12 protein-coding genes are annotated in these 15,063 nt (G+C 73.2%); 7 read left to right on the top strand and 5 right to left on the bottom strand.

The features are described from left to right. Positions 1–54: 54 nt before the first annotated feature. From F1D97_RS00845 to F1D97_RS00830, 4 genes are all read right to left on the bottom strand, one after another. A complete protein-coding gene (locus F1D97_RS00845) occupies positions 55–2,157 on the bottom strand; it encodes an MMPL family transporter (RefSeq protein WP_236121862.1) in 2,103 nt (700 codons plus the stop codon). A 196-nt stretch (positions 2,158–2,353) separates the two neighbouring features. Continuing rightward, positions 2,354–4,195 (bottom strand): M48 family metallopeptidase, encoded by a 1,842-nt coding sequence (locus tag F1D97_RS00840; RefSeq protein ID WP_236123444.1) that lies wholly within the window; start codon positions 4,193–4,195, stop codon positions 2,354–2,356. Between the two features lie 81 nt (positions 4,196–4,276). Beyond that, on the bottom strand, positions 4,277–5,110 hold the full coding sequence (locus tag F1D97_RS00835) for a PKD domain-containing protein (RefSeq protein ID WP_236121861.1): 834 nt from the start codon (positions 5,108–5,110) through the stop codon (positions 4,277–4,279). After that, entirely contained in the window at positions 5,107–5,748 is a 642-nt protein-coding gene (locus F1D97_RS00830) for a DUF6318 family protein (protein ID WP_236121860.1), read from the bottom strand. The genes F1D97_RS00835 and F1D97_RS00830 overlap by 4 nt, the downstream gene beginning before the upstream one ends. Positions 5,749–5,992: 244 nt before the next feature. Here F1D97_RS00830 and F1D97_RS00825 point away from each other — a divergent pair, with 244 nt between their 5' ends. The 4 genes from F1D97_RS00825 to F1D97_RS00810 all read left to right on the top strand — a co-directional run bounded on the left by F1D97_RS00825 (position 5,993) and on the right by F1D97_RS00810 (position 11,740). Beyond that, on the top strand, positions 5,993–8,572 hold the full coding sequence (locus F1D97_RS00825; RefSeq protein ID WP_236121859.1) for an ATP-dependent Clp protease ATP-binding subunit: 2,580 nt from the start codon (positions 5,993–5,995) through the stop codon (positions 8,570–8,572). A 129-nt stretch (positions 8,573–8,701) separates the two neighbouring features. Next, on the top strand, positions 8,702–9,619 hold the full coding sequence (locus tag F1D97_RS00820) for a hypothetical protein (protein ID WP_236121858.1): 918 nt from the start codon (positions 8,702–8,704) through the stop codon (positions 9,617–9,619). A gap of 68 nt (positions 9,620–9,687) precedes the next feature. Beyond that, positions 9,688–11,217 carry a serine hydrolase domain-containing protein gene (locus F1D97_RS00815; RefSeq protein ID WP_236121857.1) on the top strand — a complete coding sequence of 510 codons (1,530 nt, stop codon included), beginning with the start codon at positions 9,688–9,690 and terminating at the stop codon, positions 11,215–11,217. Between the two features lie 13 nt (positions 11,218–11,230). Next, entirely contained in the window at positions 11,231–11,740 is a 510-nt protein-coding gene (locus F1D97_RS00810) for a gluconokinase (RefSeq protein WP_236121856.1), read from the top strand. Positions 11,741–11,791: 51 nt separating this feature from the next. Here F1D97_RS00810 and F1D97_RS00805 read toward each other — a convergent pair whose 3' ends face one another. After that, positions 11,792–12,871 carry a LacI family DNA-binding transcriptional regulator gene (locus tag F1D97_RS00805; protein ID WP_236121855.1) on the bottom strand — a complete coding sequence of 360 codons (1,080 nt, stop codon included), beginning with the start codon at positions 12,869–12,871 and terminating at the stop codon, positions 11,792–11,794. Between the two features lie 131 nt (positions 12,872–13,002). Between F1D97_RS00805 and F1D97_RS00800 the strand changes: the two genes are divergently transcribed. The 3 genes from F1D97_RS00800 (at position 13,003) to eda (ending at position 14,983) form a co-directional block, all read left to right on the top strand. Beyond that, on the top strand, positions 13,003–13,464 hold the full coding sequence (locus F1D97_RS00800; RefSeq protein WP_094181025.1) for a tRNA (cytidine(34)-2'-O)-methyltransferase: 462 nt from the start codon (positions 13,003–13,005) through the stop codon (positions 13,462–13,464). Continuing rightward, positions 13,464–14,216, top strand: coding sequence for an IclR family transcriptional regulator (locus F1D97_RS00795; protein WP_236121854.1), 753 nt, complete (start codon positions 13,464–13,466; stop codon positions 14,214–14,216). Before F1D97_RS00800 ends, F1D97_RS00795 begins: the two co-directional genes overlap by 1 nt. A gap of 122 nt (positions 14,217–14,338) precedes the next feature. Next, a complete protein-coding gene (gene eda / locus F1D97_RS00790) occupies positions 14,339–14,983 on the top strand; it encodes a bifunctional 4-hydroxy-2-oxoglutarate aldolase/2-dehydro-3-deoxy-phosphogluconate aldolase (RefSeq protein ID WP_236121853.1) in 645 nt (214 codons plus the stop codon). The last annotated feature ends 80 nt before the right edge of the window (positions 14,984–15,063 follow it).

Here is a 15,063-nt window from a genome sequence, read left to right as displayed (position 1 = left end):
CCCGCCCCCGCGCCGCGGGTCGCGTGGGCGGGGGCAGGACCGTTCTCGGGTGGGTCAGGCGACCGGTTCGGGCACCCGCTCCACGACCGGCGCGGGCTCCGGCTCGGGCCGGCGCGCCAGTCGGCTCGGCCACCACATGCGGGGGCCGATGTCGAGGTTCAGCGCGGTGACGAGCACCGAGCGCACGACGAGCGTGTCCAGCAGCACGCCGAACGCGACGGCGAACCCGATCTCCGCGAACCCGACCGCGGGGAGAGTGCCGAGCGTCGCGAACGTGCCCGCGAGCACCAGACCGGCGGAGGTGATGACACCACCGGTCGCCGCGAGGCCGATGAGCGTGCCGCGGCGGTGGCCGACGCGCTGCACCTCCTCGCGGACGCGCGTCATGAGGAAGATGTTGTAGTCGATCCCGAGCGCCACGAGGAACACGAAGACGAACAGCGGGAACGACGTGTCCGCGCCGGCGAAGCCGAACACGTGCCGGAACACGAGGGCGGAGACGCCGAGGGCCGCGCCGAACGACAGGATCACGGTGCCCATGAGCACCAGCGGTGCGACCACGGAGCGCAGCAGCGCGATGAGGATGAGCAGGACCGCGAGCAGGATGATCGGGATCACGACGAGGTTGTCGCGCGACGAGGCCCGGTTCACGTCCAGGGTGATCGCGGTCTCACCGCCGACCTGCGCGTCCGCGCCCGGCACGGCGTGCACCGCGTCGCGGACCCGGTCGATCGTGTCGAAGGCCTCGTCGGAGTCCGGCTCGCTCGTGAGCGTCCCCTCGAGGTAGGCGGTGCCGTTCGCGACGACGGGCTCGGTGACGCTCGTCGGGTCGATGCCCTCGACCCCGGCGAAGACCTCGGCGACCTCGTCGGCCGCCTCGGCGTCCGCGAGGACAACGACCGGCGTGCCGACACCACCCGTGAAGTGCTCGACGAGCACGCGCTCACCCACGATCGACGGCTGCTCCGAGGTGAACGAGTCCTCGGTCGACAGGCCGGTCGCGTTGAGCTGCACCACGCCGAACGACGCGATGAGGAGCACCGCGGCGGTGCCGACCCACGTGCGGCGCGGCCGCAGCGCGATGCGGTCGCCCACCCGCGCCCAGAAGCCGTGCTCGGTCGGCTCGGCGTCGCCCAGGTGCGGGACGCGCGGCCAGAACACCCAGCGCCCGACCGTGACGAGCAGGGCGGGCAGCAGCGTGAGCATGACGAGCAGGCAGACAACGATGCCGGCGGCGGCCACGGGCCCGAGGCCCGCGGTCGAGCTCATCGTCGCGAACAGCAGGCACATCATCCCGGCCGCGACCGTGGCGCCGGACGCGATGATCGCCGGGCTCGCACGGTGCAGCGCGACCGCCATCGCGGCGTGCCGGTCACCGTGCTTGCGCAGCTCCTCGCGGTATCTCGCGGTGAGCAGCAACGCGTAGTCGGTGCCCGCCCCGAACACGAGAACGGTGAGGATGCCCGCGCTCTGCGCGTTCACCGTGAGGTCCGCGTTCTCCGCGAGCAGGTACACCACGGCCTGCGCGACCGTGAGGGCGACGACCGCCGAGATGACGGGCAGGAGCCACAGCACGGGGCTGCGGTAGGTGAGCAGCAGGATGATGATGACGACGGCACCCGCCGCGTACAGCAGCGTGGAGTCGATGCCCTCGAACGCCTCCGCCGCGTCGGCCGACGACCCGACCGGACCCGTGACGTGCAGCGCGAGCCCCTCGGGGTTGTCCTCGCCTGCGGTGCGCAGCTCCTTGACCACGTCGATCGACAGGTCCCAGTCCTCCATGGAGACCGGGACGATCACCTGCGCCGCCTCGCCGTCCTGCGAGATCTGCGGGCCGACGACCTCGCCCGCCAGCATGTCGACGCCGGCGAACTCGCGCACGTCGTCGGCGATCGCCTGCTCGTCCTGCGCGGTGAGCCCGCCTGGTCTCTCGTAGACGACGACCGCCGGCGCGGTGTCCTCCGGGACGAACGCGGACGCGCGTTCCAGCACCTGCGTGGACTCCGCGTCCTTCGGCAACCAGCTCGCGGCGTCGTTGTCCTGCGCGTCGTTGAGCTTTCCGGCGAGCGGGCCGAGGAGCGCGAGGGCCCCGAGCCAGAACGCGATGACGACGTACTTCACGTACCGGTGGGTGACCCACCCGGCGACCTTGACCATGACACGCCCCCTGAACGGCGTCGATGTGAGGGAAGGGAGAGATGACGCTGACCGAGCGCCGAGGAAACGCTCCCGCACAAGGAACAAAGGGGACCATCCGGGATACCCCCGGTTTCGGGGTGGGGTATCCCTGAGGTCGGGCGCGGTCGTGTCAGGGTGCGCGACCGCGAGGCACGTCGTGCCTGGTCGGACAGGGTCAGACGGTTGCCGGGGAGTACTTCCTCGCGAGCTCGACGAGCCGCGCCGACGCACCGGAGCGCAGTTCCTCGCTGTCCATCCGGGTCCGCAGGGTCACCGTCGTGCCGTCGTGGAGGGTCAGCGCGATGCGCGCGGGCAGCGTCTTGAGCACGGTGCCCGAGGCGACCTCCTCGAACGGGATGAAGCGGAACCACTCGGCGAGGTCCGCCGCGCTGCCGCTCTCGAGGTGGTGCCGCATCCGCTTCTTGGCGTCGTTGGTCGACTTGGGGGCGGGGATCAGGACGAGCCCGTGCGTCAGGACGAGCAGGTCGTGCCACTCGTCGTCGTCCACCTTGACGTTCGAGATGCCGTCGACGACCTCGGCGCGGTGCACGTCGACGACGTTCGCGATGGCCACGGACCGCAGCTCGACACCGTGCGTGACGAGCTCCGCGCGCAGCTCGTCGAGCCTGCCCTCGGCACCGAGGTGCGCGAGCGGCTCCACCGGGGCGGGCTCGTCGTCGGGTCCGACGAGCGTGCCGCCCGACTCCCACGAGTGCACCCACCGGGCGTCGCCGCTGACGAGCGCGCACCGCAGGAGCGCGGCCCACACCGACGACACGGGCGTGTCCCCGTCCTCGTCCGGACCCGCGTCGGGGTCCATGCCGAGCGCGAGCACCAGCTCGCCGAACCGGCCCGCTTCCGCCAGGTCGATCACGTCGGCGAGGCTCGCCTCCTTGCCGCCCGTGAGCCGCGCGGTGGCGCGGAAGACGAGGTCAGCGGTGCGCTGCGCGCGGGCCGCGAAGATGCGCGTCGCGATGTCGTCCCACGGCAGGCGCTCACGGTCCGCGACGTCGAGGAACTCCGTGGCGACCGCGGCGGCCGCGGCCGGGAACGCCGGCAGCAGGCTCGTCGCCGGCCGCTCGTCGCGCACCACCGTCGACGACTCGAGCCGCTCCATCGCCGCGATGCGGTCCGCCGTCGGCGGGTGCGTGTCCCACGCCGAGCGGTCCGCGGGCGGCGCGCTCGCGCGGAGCCGGTCCAGCTCGTCCTGGCGGGCGGTCATCAGGTGCGCGAACCCGCCGAAGAAGCCGCCGTCGGTCGGTGCGACACCCAGCTCCCACGCCTCGGCCAGGTAGCGGTCCGAGTAGAACGACCACGCCGCCGCGGCGACCTCCACCTCCAGCAGCGCCTGCTGCGCGCTCTCGCGACCGCCCACCGCGACCGCGACGGCGTCCGCCTCGAGCTCCTGACGGCGGCTCACCGCGGCCGATGCCGCGAAGTACAGCCGCGCGTACCCGCGCAGCACCCACCCCGAGAAGCCCGTGACGTGCGTCGCCGCACCACCCACGACCTGCCGGCCCCGGTACGCGACCGCACCGAGCCGCGTGTGCCCCTGCGAGTAGTGCCCGAGCTCGTGCCCGATCACCGCGCGCAGCTGCGCCACGTCCAGCGCCAGCAGCAGCGGGATGCCGAGCACCAGGCGGCGCGTGCCGCCCAGCAGACCCAGCAGCCGGGTGTCCTCGCTGACGCCCGCGTTGAGGTCCGGCACGAGGCGGATCTCGCGCGGCCCGGCCGTGCGCGCGGCGGCGGAGACCTCGTCGATGAGCGCCCACAGCTCGGGCGCCTGCGTGCGCTCCACCAGCACCCCGCTGGGCTCGCTGCGCTGCGCCCGGCTCACCTTCCACAGGGTGACGACGAGCCCGACCGCCGCCGCCAGCGCCATCCACGCGAACTTCGCGCTCGCGGTGGACCACGAGATCAGCCCGGCCGCCAGCGCCAGGAACCCGACGATCAGGGCGGCCACCACCACGTAGAAACCGGCGAGCAGCAGGAGGCACGCGGCGGCGCGCATCGTCATCTTCACGGCGGGAGTATGGCGCTTGGCAACCTCTTCCCGTGGCGAAATGACCGGTCGATCACCGGTCTGCCCGGAGATTCCTCATCCGACGAGCGTGCTGCGGAGCTCGATCACGTCGAACGGCGCGAACGGCGTCGTCGTCAGCGCCGTGCCGGTGATGTCTCGCCACTCGTGGTCGGGGTCCTCGTCCACCCGGTATCTGCCCTTCCACGTCGTCGTCAGCGCGACCCGGGCCGTCAGCGGTTCCGCGTAGGTGTGCGCGACGTCGAACGACGGGTAGGGGGAGCCGGGGTCGACTGTCGTGAGGGTCTCGCCGTCGCCGAACTCCCACGTGTACTCGACCGGGTAGACGTCGACATCGATCCCGAAGCCGAACAGGTCAGTGCGGAACGTGCGGTGCTCGGCGTCGGCGTAGACGATCAGCGGCTTGTTGACCAGCGCCTCCTCGCCCGACGGCTGCCGGTGCGCGGTCAGCGGCTTGATCGTCAGCTGTCGGAAGTCCTCCTGGCTGAACGGCGGCAGGAGGTCGTCGGGGCACGCCCAGCCCGAGAGCATCTCCCAGTCGGACCAGTTGGTGCTCGTCGGCGTCGGGCGCGTGCGACGCCACAGCGGCTCGACCGGCTCGTCGTCGCCGCAGCCGGGGATGACGACCGTGCCGTTCGGCGGTGCGCACGTGCCGTCGATCTCTGGCGTCAGGTACTGCGAGTTCACGTTGCACAACGGCGCCCGCGCGTAGGCGATCCGAGGGTCGGGGTCGGCCTGCCACCGGCGGAACTCCAACGAGGTCTTGAACGCGTCCGAGAGCACGACCTTGTCGTCGCCCAGAAAGGTCTGGGCGTGCGCGGCTCCGGCGCCCACGGTGGCCGCCATGGTGGAGATGACGCCGAGCGCCACGACCCGCTGAAGCGCTCTCACTTGCTCGCGCCCCACGGGTCGACCTGGACGCCCTTGACCTTCCATGACGAACCTGACCAGACGAGGCTGAGGTTGGCCTTGTACGACGCGGTCTCCGTCGTCTCGTCAGTGACGGTGCCGTCCCGGGCGACGGTCTGCGCCGGCGCCTCGTAGTACTCGAGACCGACGACGAACTCGCCGTGGCCGAGGTCGAAGGCCGAGGTGAAGCCGAGCTCCAGAGCACCGCCGGTTCCATGGCCACCCGCGTCAAAGATGTCGGTGACGGTCTCCCGCACGCTCTTGCAGTAGTTGCACGGCTCGCCGCTCAGTGCGTTCCACTCGGTGAGGTCGCCGGTCGCAAAGGCGTACGGCACGAGCGACAGCACGTAACGCCCGACCGCCTTCGCGCTCTCCTCGGTCGCGGGGCCGCTGAGGGCGGCGGGGCGCTCGGGCGGCACAGTCACGTCCTGGACCTCGGTGGTCGCGCTCGGCGAAGGCACGGGAGGCGGTGGCGTCGGTGACGCGGACGGCGCGGGCTCGGCGACGAGGGACGCGCTCGGGGAGGCCGTGGTCGTGGACGGGTCAGGGATCTGCGAGGTGCAGGCGGCGAGGGTGAGGGTCGCGAGGGCGAGCATCAGCGCGGCGGGCGTCCGGGACATGGGCGAAAACTACCCAACTCGGGCATGCGGCGGGTCGGGCGGTCCGTCGGGTTGTGGACAACCGTCCTCGTGGGCGTCGTCGCGGGAGCGTGGGGCGGGTCGGCTTTCACGCCTGCGGCGAACACGGGCCTATCGGCCGTGGTGCCGCCGTTAGCATCGAACAACGCCGCATCGTCGTCGGCCCCTGGCGCTCCCCACCGAAGCCGGGTCAGGGCGACGAGCACGCCGCTCGTGAGGAGTGCACATGTTCGAGAGATTCACGGACCGAGCCCGTCGCGTGGTCGTCCTCGCCCAGGAAGAGGCGCGGATGCTCAACCACAACTACATCGGCACCGAGCACATCCTCCTGGGCCTGATCCACGAGGGAGAGGGTGTCGCGGCCAAGGCGCTCGAGTCGCTCGGGATCTCGCTGGAGGCCGTGCGCGCCCAGGTCCAGGAGATCATCGGCGAGGGCCAGCAGGCGCCGAGCGGGCACATCCCGTTCACGCCGCGCGCCAAGAAGGTGCTGGAGCTGTCGCTGCGCGAGGCGCTGCAGCTCGGCCACAACTACATCGGCACCGAGCACATCCTGCTCGGGCTCATCCGTGAGGGTGAGGGTGTCGCCGCCCAGGTGCTGAACAAGCTGGGCGCGGACCTCAACCGCGTGCGCCAGCAGGTGATCCAGCTCGTCTCCGGCTACCAGGGCAAGGAACCCGTCGCCGCGGGTGGGCCGCAGGAGGGCCAGCCCTCGGGCTCGGCGGTGCTCGACCAGTTCGGGCGCAACCTCACGCAGGCCGCGCGGGACACCAAGCTCGACCCGGTGATCGGGCGCGAGAAGGAGATCGAGCGGGTCATGCAGGTGCTGTCCCGCCGCACCAAGAACAATCCGGTGCTGATCGGCGAGCCCGGCGTCGGCAAGACGGCCGTGGTCGAGGGTCTGGCGCAGGACATCGTGCGCGGCGACGTGCCGGAGACGCTCAAGGACAAGCAGCTGTACACGCTGGACCTGGGCGCCCTGGTCGCCGGGTCCCGCTACCGCGGTGACTTCGAGGAGCGCCTGAAGAAGGTCCTCAAGGAGATCCGCACGCGCGGCGACATCATCCTGTTCATCGACGAGATCCACACGCTCGTCGGTGCGGGTGCCGCCGAGGGTGCGATCGACGCCGCGTCGATCCTCAAGCCGATGCTGGCCCGCGGCGAGCTGCAGACGATCGGCGCGACGACGCTCGACGAGTACCGCAAGTACGTCGAGAAGGACCCGGCTCTGGAGCGCCGTTTCCAGCCGATCCAGGTCAGCGAGCCGAACCTGCAGCACGCGATCGAGATCCTCAAGGGTCTGCGCGACCGCTACGAGGCGCACCACCGCGTCTCGATCACGGACGGCGCGCTCGTCGCGGCCGCGACGCTCGCGGACCGTTACGTCAACGACCGCTACCTGCCGGACAAGGCGATCGACCTGGTCGACGAGGCGGGCGCGCGCCTGCGCATCCGCCGCATGACGGCCCCGCCGGAGCTGCGCGAGCTGGACGAGGAGATCGCCGCGACGCGTCGCGACAAGGAGTCGGCGATCGACGAGCAGGACTTCGAGAAGGCCGCGCGCCTGCGCGACCAGGAGAAGCAGCTCGGCCTCAAGCGCCAGGAGAAGGAGAAGGCCTGGAAGTCGGGCGACCTGGACGCGGTCGCGGAGGTCGACGAGGAGCTCATCGCCGAGGTGCTGGCGAACGCCACGGGCATCCCGGTGTTCAAGCTCACCGAGGAGGAGTCCAGCCGCCTGCTCCACATGGAGGAGAACCTGCACAAGCGGGTCGTCGGCCAGGACGCCGCCATCAAGGCGCTCTCGCAGGCCATCCGCCGCACGCGGGCGGGCCTCAAGGACCCGAAGCGTCCCGGTGGGTCGTTCATCTTCGCCGGCCCCACGGGCGTCGGGAAGACCGAGCTCGCCAAGGCGCTCGCGGAGTTCCTGTTCGGTGACGAGGACGCGCTGATCCAGCTCGACATGTCCGAGTTCTCGGAGAAGCACACGGTCTCGCGCCTGTTCGGCTCGCCCCCCGGGTACGTCGGGTACGACGAGGGTGGTCAGCTCACCGAGAAGGTGCGCCGCCGGCCGTTCTCCGTCGTCCTGTTCGACGAGGTCGAGAAGGCCCACGCGGACATCTTCAACTCGCTGCTGCAGATCCTCGAGGACGGTCGCCTGACCGACTCGCAGGGCCGCGTGGTCGACTTCAAGAACACCGTCATCATCATGACGACGAACCTCGGCACGCGGGACATCGCGAAGGGCGTCATGACCGGCTTCCAGGCCGGTGGCGAGCTCGCGACGGACTACGAGCGCATGAAGGCGAAGGTCAACGACGAGCTCAAGACGCACTTCCGTCCGGAGTTCCTCAACCGCGTCGACGACGTGGTGGTCTTCCCGCAGCTCTCGCAGCCGGAGATCTTCTCGATCGTGGACCTGATGATCGCCAAGCTCGACAAGCGCCTCAAGGACAAGGACATGGGCATCGAGCTCACGCCCGCGGCCAAGAAGCTGCTGTCCGAGAAGGGCTACGACCCGGTCCTGGGTGCTCGGCCGCTGCGTCGCGCGATCCAGCGGGACATCGAGGACGCGCTGTCGGAGAAGATCCTGTTCGGCGAGCTCAAGTCCGGGCAGAAGGTCATCGTCGACGCGGTCGGCGAGGGTCTGCTCGGGGAGTTCACGTTCGAGGGTGTCGAGCGCGGCGCGGTCGAGAAGGAGCCGGTGGGCGCCGGTGTCTCGGCCGGCACGCCCGGCTCGGGCCGCGACCTGCCCGCCGCGCCGCCGATCGCGGCGTCCGGTGACGGCGGCTCGGGCCTGCAGCCCGCCTGACGCACCACAGCACGACGCCGGCGAGGGCCGGGACCGCACGAGGTCCCGGCCCTCGCCGCGTCCGGGGCTGCGTTCCGCCCGCCCGGGAGGGTCTCGACCTGCGCGCGGGGCTGGACGACGATCGTCGTCGTGCATGCCCGTGCGGTCCGGTTCGTCGTCGGGGTCGTCGCCGTGACGGCCGCGGCGGCCGCGTGCGCGCCGGCGGGGACCTCGGTCGACGAGCCGACCGCGGTGGCCACCACGGTCGCGCCGCTCGAGGACGACGTGCTGGGCGGCATCGCCGTGTCGGTCGCGCAGGCGCGGCTCGACCGGGAGCGGCGGGTCGTGCAGGTGCGGGTCGCGAACGGCTCGGCGGTCGACGTGACGGTCGTCGAGGCGCGGCTCACCACACCGGGCGCGTCTGGGGTCGCGGTGTCGACGCGCGGACGGGCCGTGCGCAGCGGGGTCGACCGTGACCTGTCGGTCGCGCTCGGGGCGCCGCGGTGCGAGGGGTCCGCGACCGCGTCGGGCGGTGCGCTCGCGGTCGAGCTCGACCTCGTCGACGACGACGGGCGCACCGGTGCGTGGCACGGGACGCCGGACGACCCGAACGGCGTGCTGGACCGCATCCACCGCGAGGACTGCGCCGCCGCGGCGGTCGCGTCCGGCGCGCGGCTGAGCCTCGACCCGCACGTGACGCTCGGCGACCCGGGCGGCGGCGGCCGGCTGACGGGGTCGGTGACGCTGCGGCTCGAGCCCGTGCCGGGCGGTCCGCGCGTCGAGGTCGTGAGGGTCGACGGGACGACGCTGCTGACCCCGCTGGGTGGCGCGGCGTCGTGGCCGCTCGCGCTCGACTCGGCGGCGGGACCGGCCGAGGTGACGCTGACGTTCGAGCCCGCGCGCTGCGACCCGCACGCCGTCGCGGAGGACAAGCGAGGCACGTTCCTCGGGGTGCACGCGCTGGTCGACGGGGTCGAGCAGGAGGTCGTCCACCTGCCGCCCGGCGACGCGCTGCGCGGGGCGATCCACGACTACGTGGCGGCGGCGTGCGAGTGGCCGCGGTCGTGAGCACGCCCGGTCGGGCGACGGACGAAGAGCCCTGGCTCGATGTCGGCGGAGGGTGCGACGATGCGCGCATGACGAGCGCCACCGTTGCCGCAGGTCCCGCGGTACCCGACGAGTCCGCAGGCCAGCGTTCCGCGTCGGTTCTGCCGGGCAGCAGCCCGGAGGAGCAGGGCGTCGACCCGCGCGGGCTCGCGGCTCTGGTCGCCGCGCTCGCGGGCGGTCCACCCACCCAGGAGCTGCGCTCGCTCGTCGTCGTCCGGCACGGGCACGTCGTCGCCGAGGGCGCCCGCGCCCCGTACATGACCGACCGTCCGCACGCGCTGTACTCGCTGAGCAAGACGTTCACGGCGACCGCCGTGGGCTTCGCCGTGGACGAGTGGCTGCTCTCGCTCGACGACGTCGTCGTCGAGCTGGCGCCCGACGACGTCCCGACGAGCGGCCTGTCCGACGACGAGCGCGCGCGGCTCGGCCGGCTGACCGTGCGCGACCTGCTGACCATGCGGTCGGGGCACGACACCGACCCGTCGGAGGAGGTCTTCCCGACGGACCGGTGGGTCGCGCGCTTCATGGGGCTGCCGCTCGCGCACGAGCCCGGCACGCACTTCGTCTACAACACCGCCGCGACCGCCGTGCTCGCCGCGCTCGTCGAGCGCGTCGCGGGTGTGGGGCTGCTCGAGTACCTGCGGCCGCGGCTCCTCGACCCGCTCGGCTTCGGCCCGAGCACGTGGGAGCTGTCACCCGAGGGGCACGTCACGGGTGGGTTCGGGCTCTCGGCGGCGACGCGGGACGTCGCCGCGTTCGGCGAGCTGCTGCTGCGCGACGGCGTGTGGCGGGGGCGGCGGCTGCTCCCGGACGGCTGGGTCGCGCTCGCGTCGCAGGCGCACGTGCCGCCGGGGACCGCGCCGGGCGACGAGCGCAACGACTGGACGCAGGGCTACGGCTTCCAGATGTGGCGCTCGCGGCACGGGTTCCGCGGTGACGGCGCGTTCGGCCAGTACTGCCTGGTGCTGCCCGAGCAGGACGTGGTCGTCGCGATGTCGTCGGCGGTGCGCGACCTGCAGGTGCCGCTCGACGCGGTGTGGGAGCACCTGCTGCCCGCGTGCGGCGATGCGCCTCTCGCACCGGACGACGAGGGCCGCGCGGCGCTCGCGGAGGCGTTCGCCGCGCTGCGCGTCACCTGGCCGCAGGGCGAGCCGACGGCACCGGTCGCGGCGCACCTGGACGGCCGCCGCGTGACGTTCGACCCGAACCCGCTCGGCGTCACGTCCGCGACGGTCCGGTTCGGCGAGACCAGCGACCACGTCGAGGTGCGCGTCGAGGGGGAGACGGTCGCGCTGGACCTCGGGCACGACGAGCCCGCGCCCGGCGAGATCGCGCCGCGGTACCCCGGCATGCCCGGGCCGGAGCCCGTGCTGGCGCACGCGGTGTGGACCGCGCGTGACGAGTACGTCGCCACGGTCCGCGCGCTCGAGGACACCCAGGTGCTCACCGTGACGGTGCGGGTCACGGGCGACCTGGTCGAGGTGACGCCGCGGCTCAACGTGTCGTTCGGCCCGACCGACCTGCCGACCCTGCGAGGCGTCCTGGCCGACCGCACCTGACAGGATGGCGGCCATGCAGCACCTGGTCGTGATGGGGGTCTCGGGCTCGGGCAAGACGACGGTCGCGCTCCTGCTCGCGGAGCGGCTCGGCTGGACGTTCGCCGAGGCGGACGACTTCCACCCGGAGGCGAACGTCGCGCTCATGGCGGCCGGCACGCCGCTGACCGACGAGGACCGTGCGCCGTGGCTCGCGTCGATCGCGCAGTGGGTGTCGCAGCGCGACGCGGAGGGCGTGAGCACCGTCCTGACCTGCTCGGCGCTGCGGCGCCGCTACCGGGACGTGCTGCGCAGCGCGGCGGGTGACGTGCGGTTCGTGCACCTCGCGGGGGACCCGGAGCTGCTCGCGGCGCGGATCGCGGCGCGCACGGGGCACTTCATGCCGCCGTCGCTGCTGCCGTCTCAGCTCGCGACGCTCGAGCCGTTGGAGGACGACGAGGACGGCGTCGTCGTGCCGATCGGCCCGCCGCCTGCGCAGGTCGTCGACGAGGCGCTGCGCTCGCTGGGGCTCGCGGCTGCGCACTGACGCGGCCGCCGCCCCGGAGGGACGACGGCCGACGCGCGGGGAGAGCGGAGGTCAGAGCGCCGGCGGTGCCGTGCTCTCGCGTACGACCAGCTCGGTCGCGAGGTCGATCCGCAGGTTCGACGGTGTGGACCCGCCCGCGATCTGCAGGAGCATGCGCGCGGCGGTCGCGGCCATCTCCTGGAGCGGCTGGCACACGGTCGTCAGGCCGGGCTGCACCCACTCGGTGACGGGCAGGTCGTCGTACCCGACGACGGACAGGTCCCGCGGCACGGACAGCCCGAGCTCGCGCGCGGCGCGCACGACGCCGAGCGCCTGGAAGTCGGCGCCCGCGAAGATCGCGGTGGGCCGGTCCTCGCGGCTGAGCAGCTCGCGGCCGTGCTGGTAGCCGCCGTCGACGAAGAAGTTGCCGTACCGCACGAGGTTCGGGTCGAACGGGATGCCGGCCTCGTCGAGCGCGGAGCGGTAGCCGTCGATCCGGGCGCGCGAGCACAGCACGTCGCGCGGGCCGGAGATCACGGCGATGCGGCGGTGGCCGAGGCCGAGCAGGTGCCGCGTCGCGGCGAGGCCGCCCGCCCAGTTCGCGGAGCCGACGACGGGGATGCCGGGGGGCTGCTCGCCCGCGGTGTCGACGACGACGAACGGGATGGAGCGGGACTTGAGCTGGGCGTGCTGCGCGGGGTCGAGCTCCGACTGCACGAAGATCACGCCACGCGGGCGGCGGGCGAGCACGTCGTCGAGCCACTCCTGCGGTGGGCGGTGCTCGCCGCCGAGCTCGGACAGCACGACTCCGATGCGTGCGGGTCCGGCGACGGTCTCGACGCCCTTGATGATCTGCAGCGCCCAGGGCGAGTCGAGCTCGTGGAAGACGAGCTCGATGAGACCCGACCCGGTGCCGGACGAGGACCGCCGACGCCGGTACCCGTGGCGCTCGATGACCTCCTCGACGCGTGCGCGCGTCGCCGCGGCGACGTCGGCCCGCCCGTTGAGGACCTTCGACACGGTGGGCACGGAGACGCCGGCCTCGGCGGCGATCGCCGCGATCGTCGTCCCGCCCCGTCCGCCCTCGGCGCCGTCGCCGGCAGCGGTGCCGGGCGCGGGCGTCGTCGCCTCGTCCGGCTCGGTGGTCGTCATCTCGGGTTGCCCTTCTGCTGGGCCGACACTTTCGAGCGCGACGTTAGCACCGTGCGCCCCGCCGCCGTACCGGGCTCGCGGGACGACTCGGACGCGTCGTCGCGCGGGTTCCGGCCTGCGAGGATGAGCGCGTGCTCCACCTCGCCTACTTCGAGCCACGCATCCCGGGCAACACGGGCAGCGCCATCCGTCTCGCCGCGGGGACGGGCGCCACGTTGCACCTGGTCGAGCCGCTCGGCTTCGACCTCAGCGAGGCCAAGCTCAAGCGCGCCGGGCTGGACTACCACGACCTCGCGCACGTCGTCGTGCACCCCGACCTGGAGGCGTTGCTGGACGCGCTGCCGGGCCGCGTGCTCGCGTTCACGACGCGCGCGACCCGCTGGTACACGGACGTGGAGTACCGCGACGACGACGTGCTGCTGTTCGGACCGGAGCCGACGGGTCTGCCCGACGAGGTGCTCGCGCACCCGCGGGTCGACGACGAGGTGCGCATCCCGATGCTGGCGGGCCGCCGCTCGATGAACCTCACGAACGCGGCGGCGGTCGCGACGTACGAGGCGTGGCGCCAGCTCGGCTTCCCGGGCGGTGCGTGATGGCGGAGGTCGCGTCGCAGGGTTCGCCGATCGAGAGCGTGGACCGCGCGTTGCAGGTGCTGACGACGCTCGCGGAGGCCGGTCCGCGCGGGCTCGTCCTGGCGGACCTCGCGGCGCGCCTGGGGGTGCACAAGACGACGGTGCACCGCACGCTCGCGGCGCTGCGGTACCGGGACTTCGTGACGCAGGACCCCGGCGGTGCGTACGCGCTCGGGGGTGCGGCGGTCGCGCTGGGGGAGTCGTACCTCGCGGGAGACAACCTCGCGGTGCTGCTGCACCCGGCGCTCGTCGCGCTGTCGAAGGACGTCGCGGAGCTCGTGCACCTCGGCGTGCTGGTGGGCACCGAGGTCGTGTACCTCGACAAGGTCGAGCCGGACCGTCCGGTGCGTGTGTGGTCGCAGGTGGGGCGCACGATCCCCGCGGCGCGCACCGCGCTGGGGCGGGCGCTGCTCGCGTTCCGGGGCACGGACCGGGCGGCGCTCGCGGGGTACGCGGCGCCGGGGGACGCGGCGCGGGTGTGGCACGCGCTCGAGAGCGCGCGGGCGACGGGCCGTGCGGTCGAGAACCAGGAGAACGAGCCGGGCATCGGGTGCGTCGCGGTGCCGGTGCTGCGCGGTGGGGTGCCCGTCGCGGCGGTGAGCGTCACGGCGCCGGTCGAGCGGCTGGACGACGAGCGTGTGGTCGAGGTGCACGAGCGCATGCGCGCGGTGCTGCCCCCGCTCCTGCCGGCCGGGCTGCACCTGCCCGCCTGACGTCGGGCGTCCTCGTCGGAGCGTTCGCCGGGTCGCACGCGGCCTGGTGACGTCGCGCCCGCGAGATGGCAGGATGTTGCGCGTAGCGATACCGATGTTTCGCCTAGCGCAACGGAGCCCTTATGGACGTCCTCGCCGAGCTCGCCCGACACCGCCTCGTCCCCGTCGTCGTGATCGACGACGCCGCCGACGCCTTCGCACTCGGCGACGCGCTCGTCGCGGGCGGGCTGCCCGTCGCCGAGGTCACGTTCCGCACCGCCGCCGCACCCGGCGCGATCCGCGCGCTCGCCGACCGGGGCGACGTGCTCGTCGGCGCCGGGACCGTGCTGACGCCCGGCCAGGTCGACGCCGCCGTCGCGGCCGGCGCGCGGTACGTCGTCTCGCCCGGCACGAGCCGCGCCGTCGTCGAGCGGTGCGCCGAGCACGGCGTGCTCGCGCTGCCCGGCGCCGTGACGGCCACCGAGGTGCAGGCCGCCCTCGAGCTGGGCGTCACCACCGTGAAGTTCTTCCCCGCGGGGACCAGCGGAGGCGCACCCGCGATCGCCGCGCTCGCCGCCCCGTTCCGCGACGTGCGCTTCGTCCCCACGGGCGGGATCGGCCCGACGAACCTGCACGACTACCTCGCCCTGGAGTGCGTCGCCGCCGTCGGCGGGTCCTGGATGGTGCCGCGCGACCTCGTCGCCGCCCACGCGCACGACGCGCTGCGCACGCTCGTCGCGGACGCCGTCGCGGCGGCCGACGCGCTGCGCCCGCTCGCCCGCGCCTGACCTGCCGGCACCGACCCCGCCCGCACCTGACCCCGCCCGCACCTGACCCCGCCCGCACCTGACCCCGCCGACCCGCAGAA

This window comes from Cellulomonas palmilytica, assembly GCF_021590045.1.
Lineage (GTDB): Bacteria > Actinomycetota > Actinomycetes > Actinomycetales > Cellulomonadaceae > Cellulomonas > Cellulomonas palmilytica.
This window is presented reverse-complemented; position numbering and strand designations above follow the sequence as displayed.

Bases quoted from the DNA above. Each gene is read 5' to 3' on its own strand.
- F1D97_RS00830 (WP_236121860.1), bottom strand. From the start codon at position 5,748: ATGTCCCGGACGCCCGCCGCGCTGATGCTCGCCCTCGCGACCCTCACC.
- F1D97_RS00825 (WP_236121859.1), top strand. From the start codon at position 5,993: ATGTTCGAGAGATTCACGGACCGAGCCCGTCGCGTGGTCGTCCTCGCC.
- F1D97_RS00815 (WP_236121857.1), top strand. From the start codon at position 9,688: ATGACGAGCGCCACCGTTGCCGCAGGTCCCGCGGTACCCGACGAGTCC.
- F1D97_RS00805 (WP_236121855.1), bottom strand. From the start codon at position 12,871: ATGACGACCACCGAGCCGGACGAGGCGACGACGCCCGCGCCCGGCACC.
- F1D97_RS00795 (WP_236121854.1), top strand. From the start codon at position 13,464: ATGGCGGAGGTCGCGTCGCAGGGTTCGCCGATCGAGAGCGTGGACCGC.
- F1D97_RS00840 (WP_236123444.1), bottom strand. From the start codon at position 4,195: ATGACGATGCGCGCCGCCGCGTGCCTCCTGCTGCTCGCCGGTTTCTAC.
- F1D97_RS00810 (WP_236121856.1), top strand. From the start codon at position 11,231: ATGCAGCACCTGGTCGTGATGGGGGTCTCGGGCTCGGGCAAGACGACG.
- eda (WP_236121853.1), top strand. From the start codon at position 14,339: ATGGACGTCCTCGCCGAGCTCGCCCGACACCGCCTCGTCCCCGTCGTC.
- F1D97_RS00845 (WP_236121862.1), bottom strand. From the start codon at position 2,157: ATGGTCAAGGTCGCCGGGTGGGTCACCCACCGGTACGTGAAGTACGTC.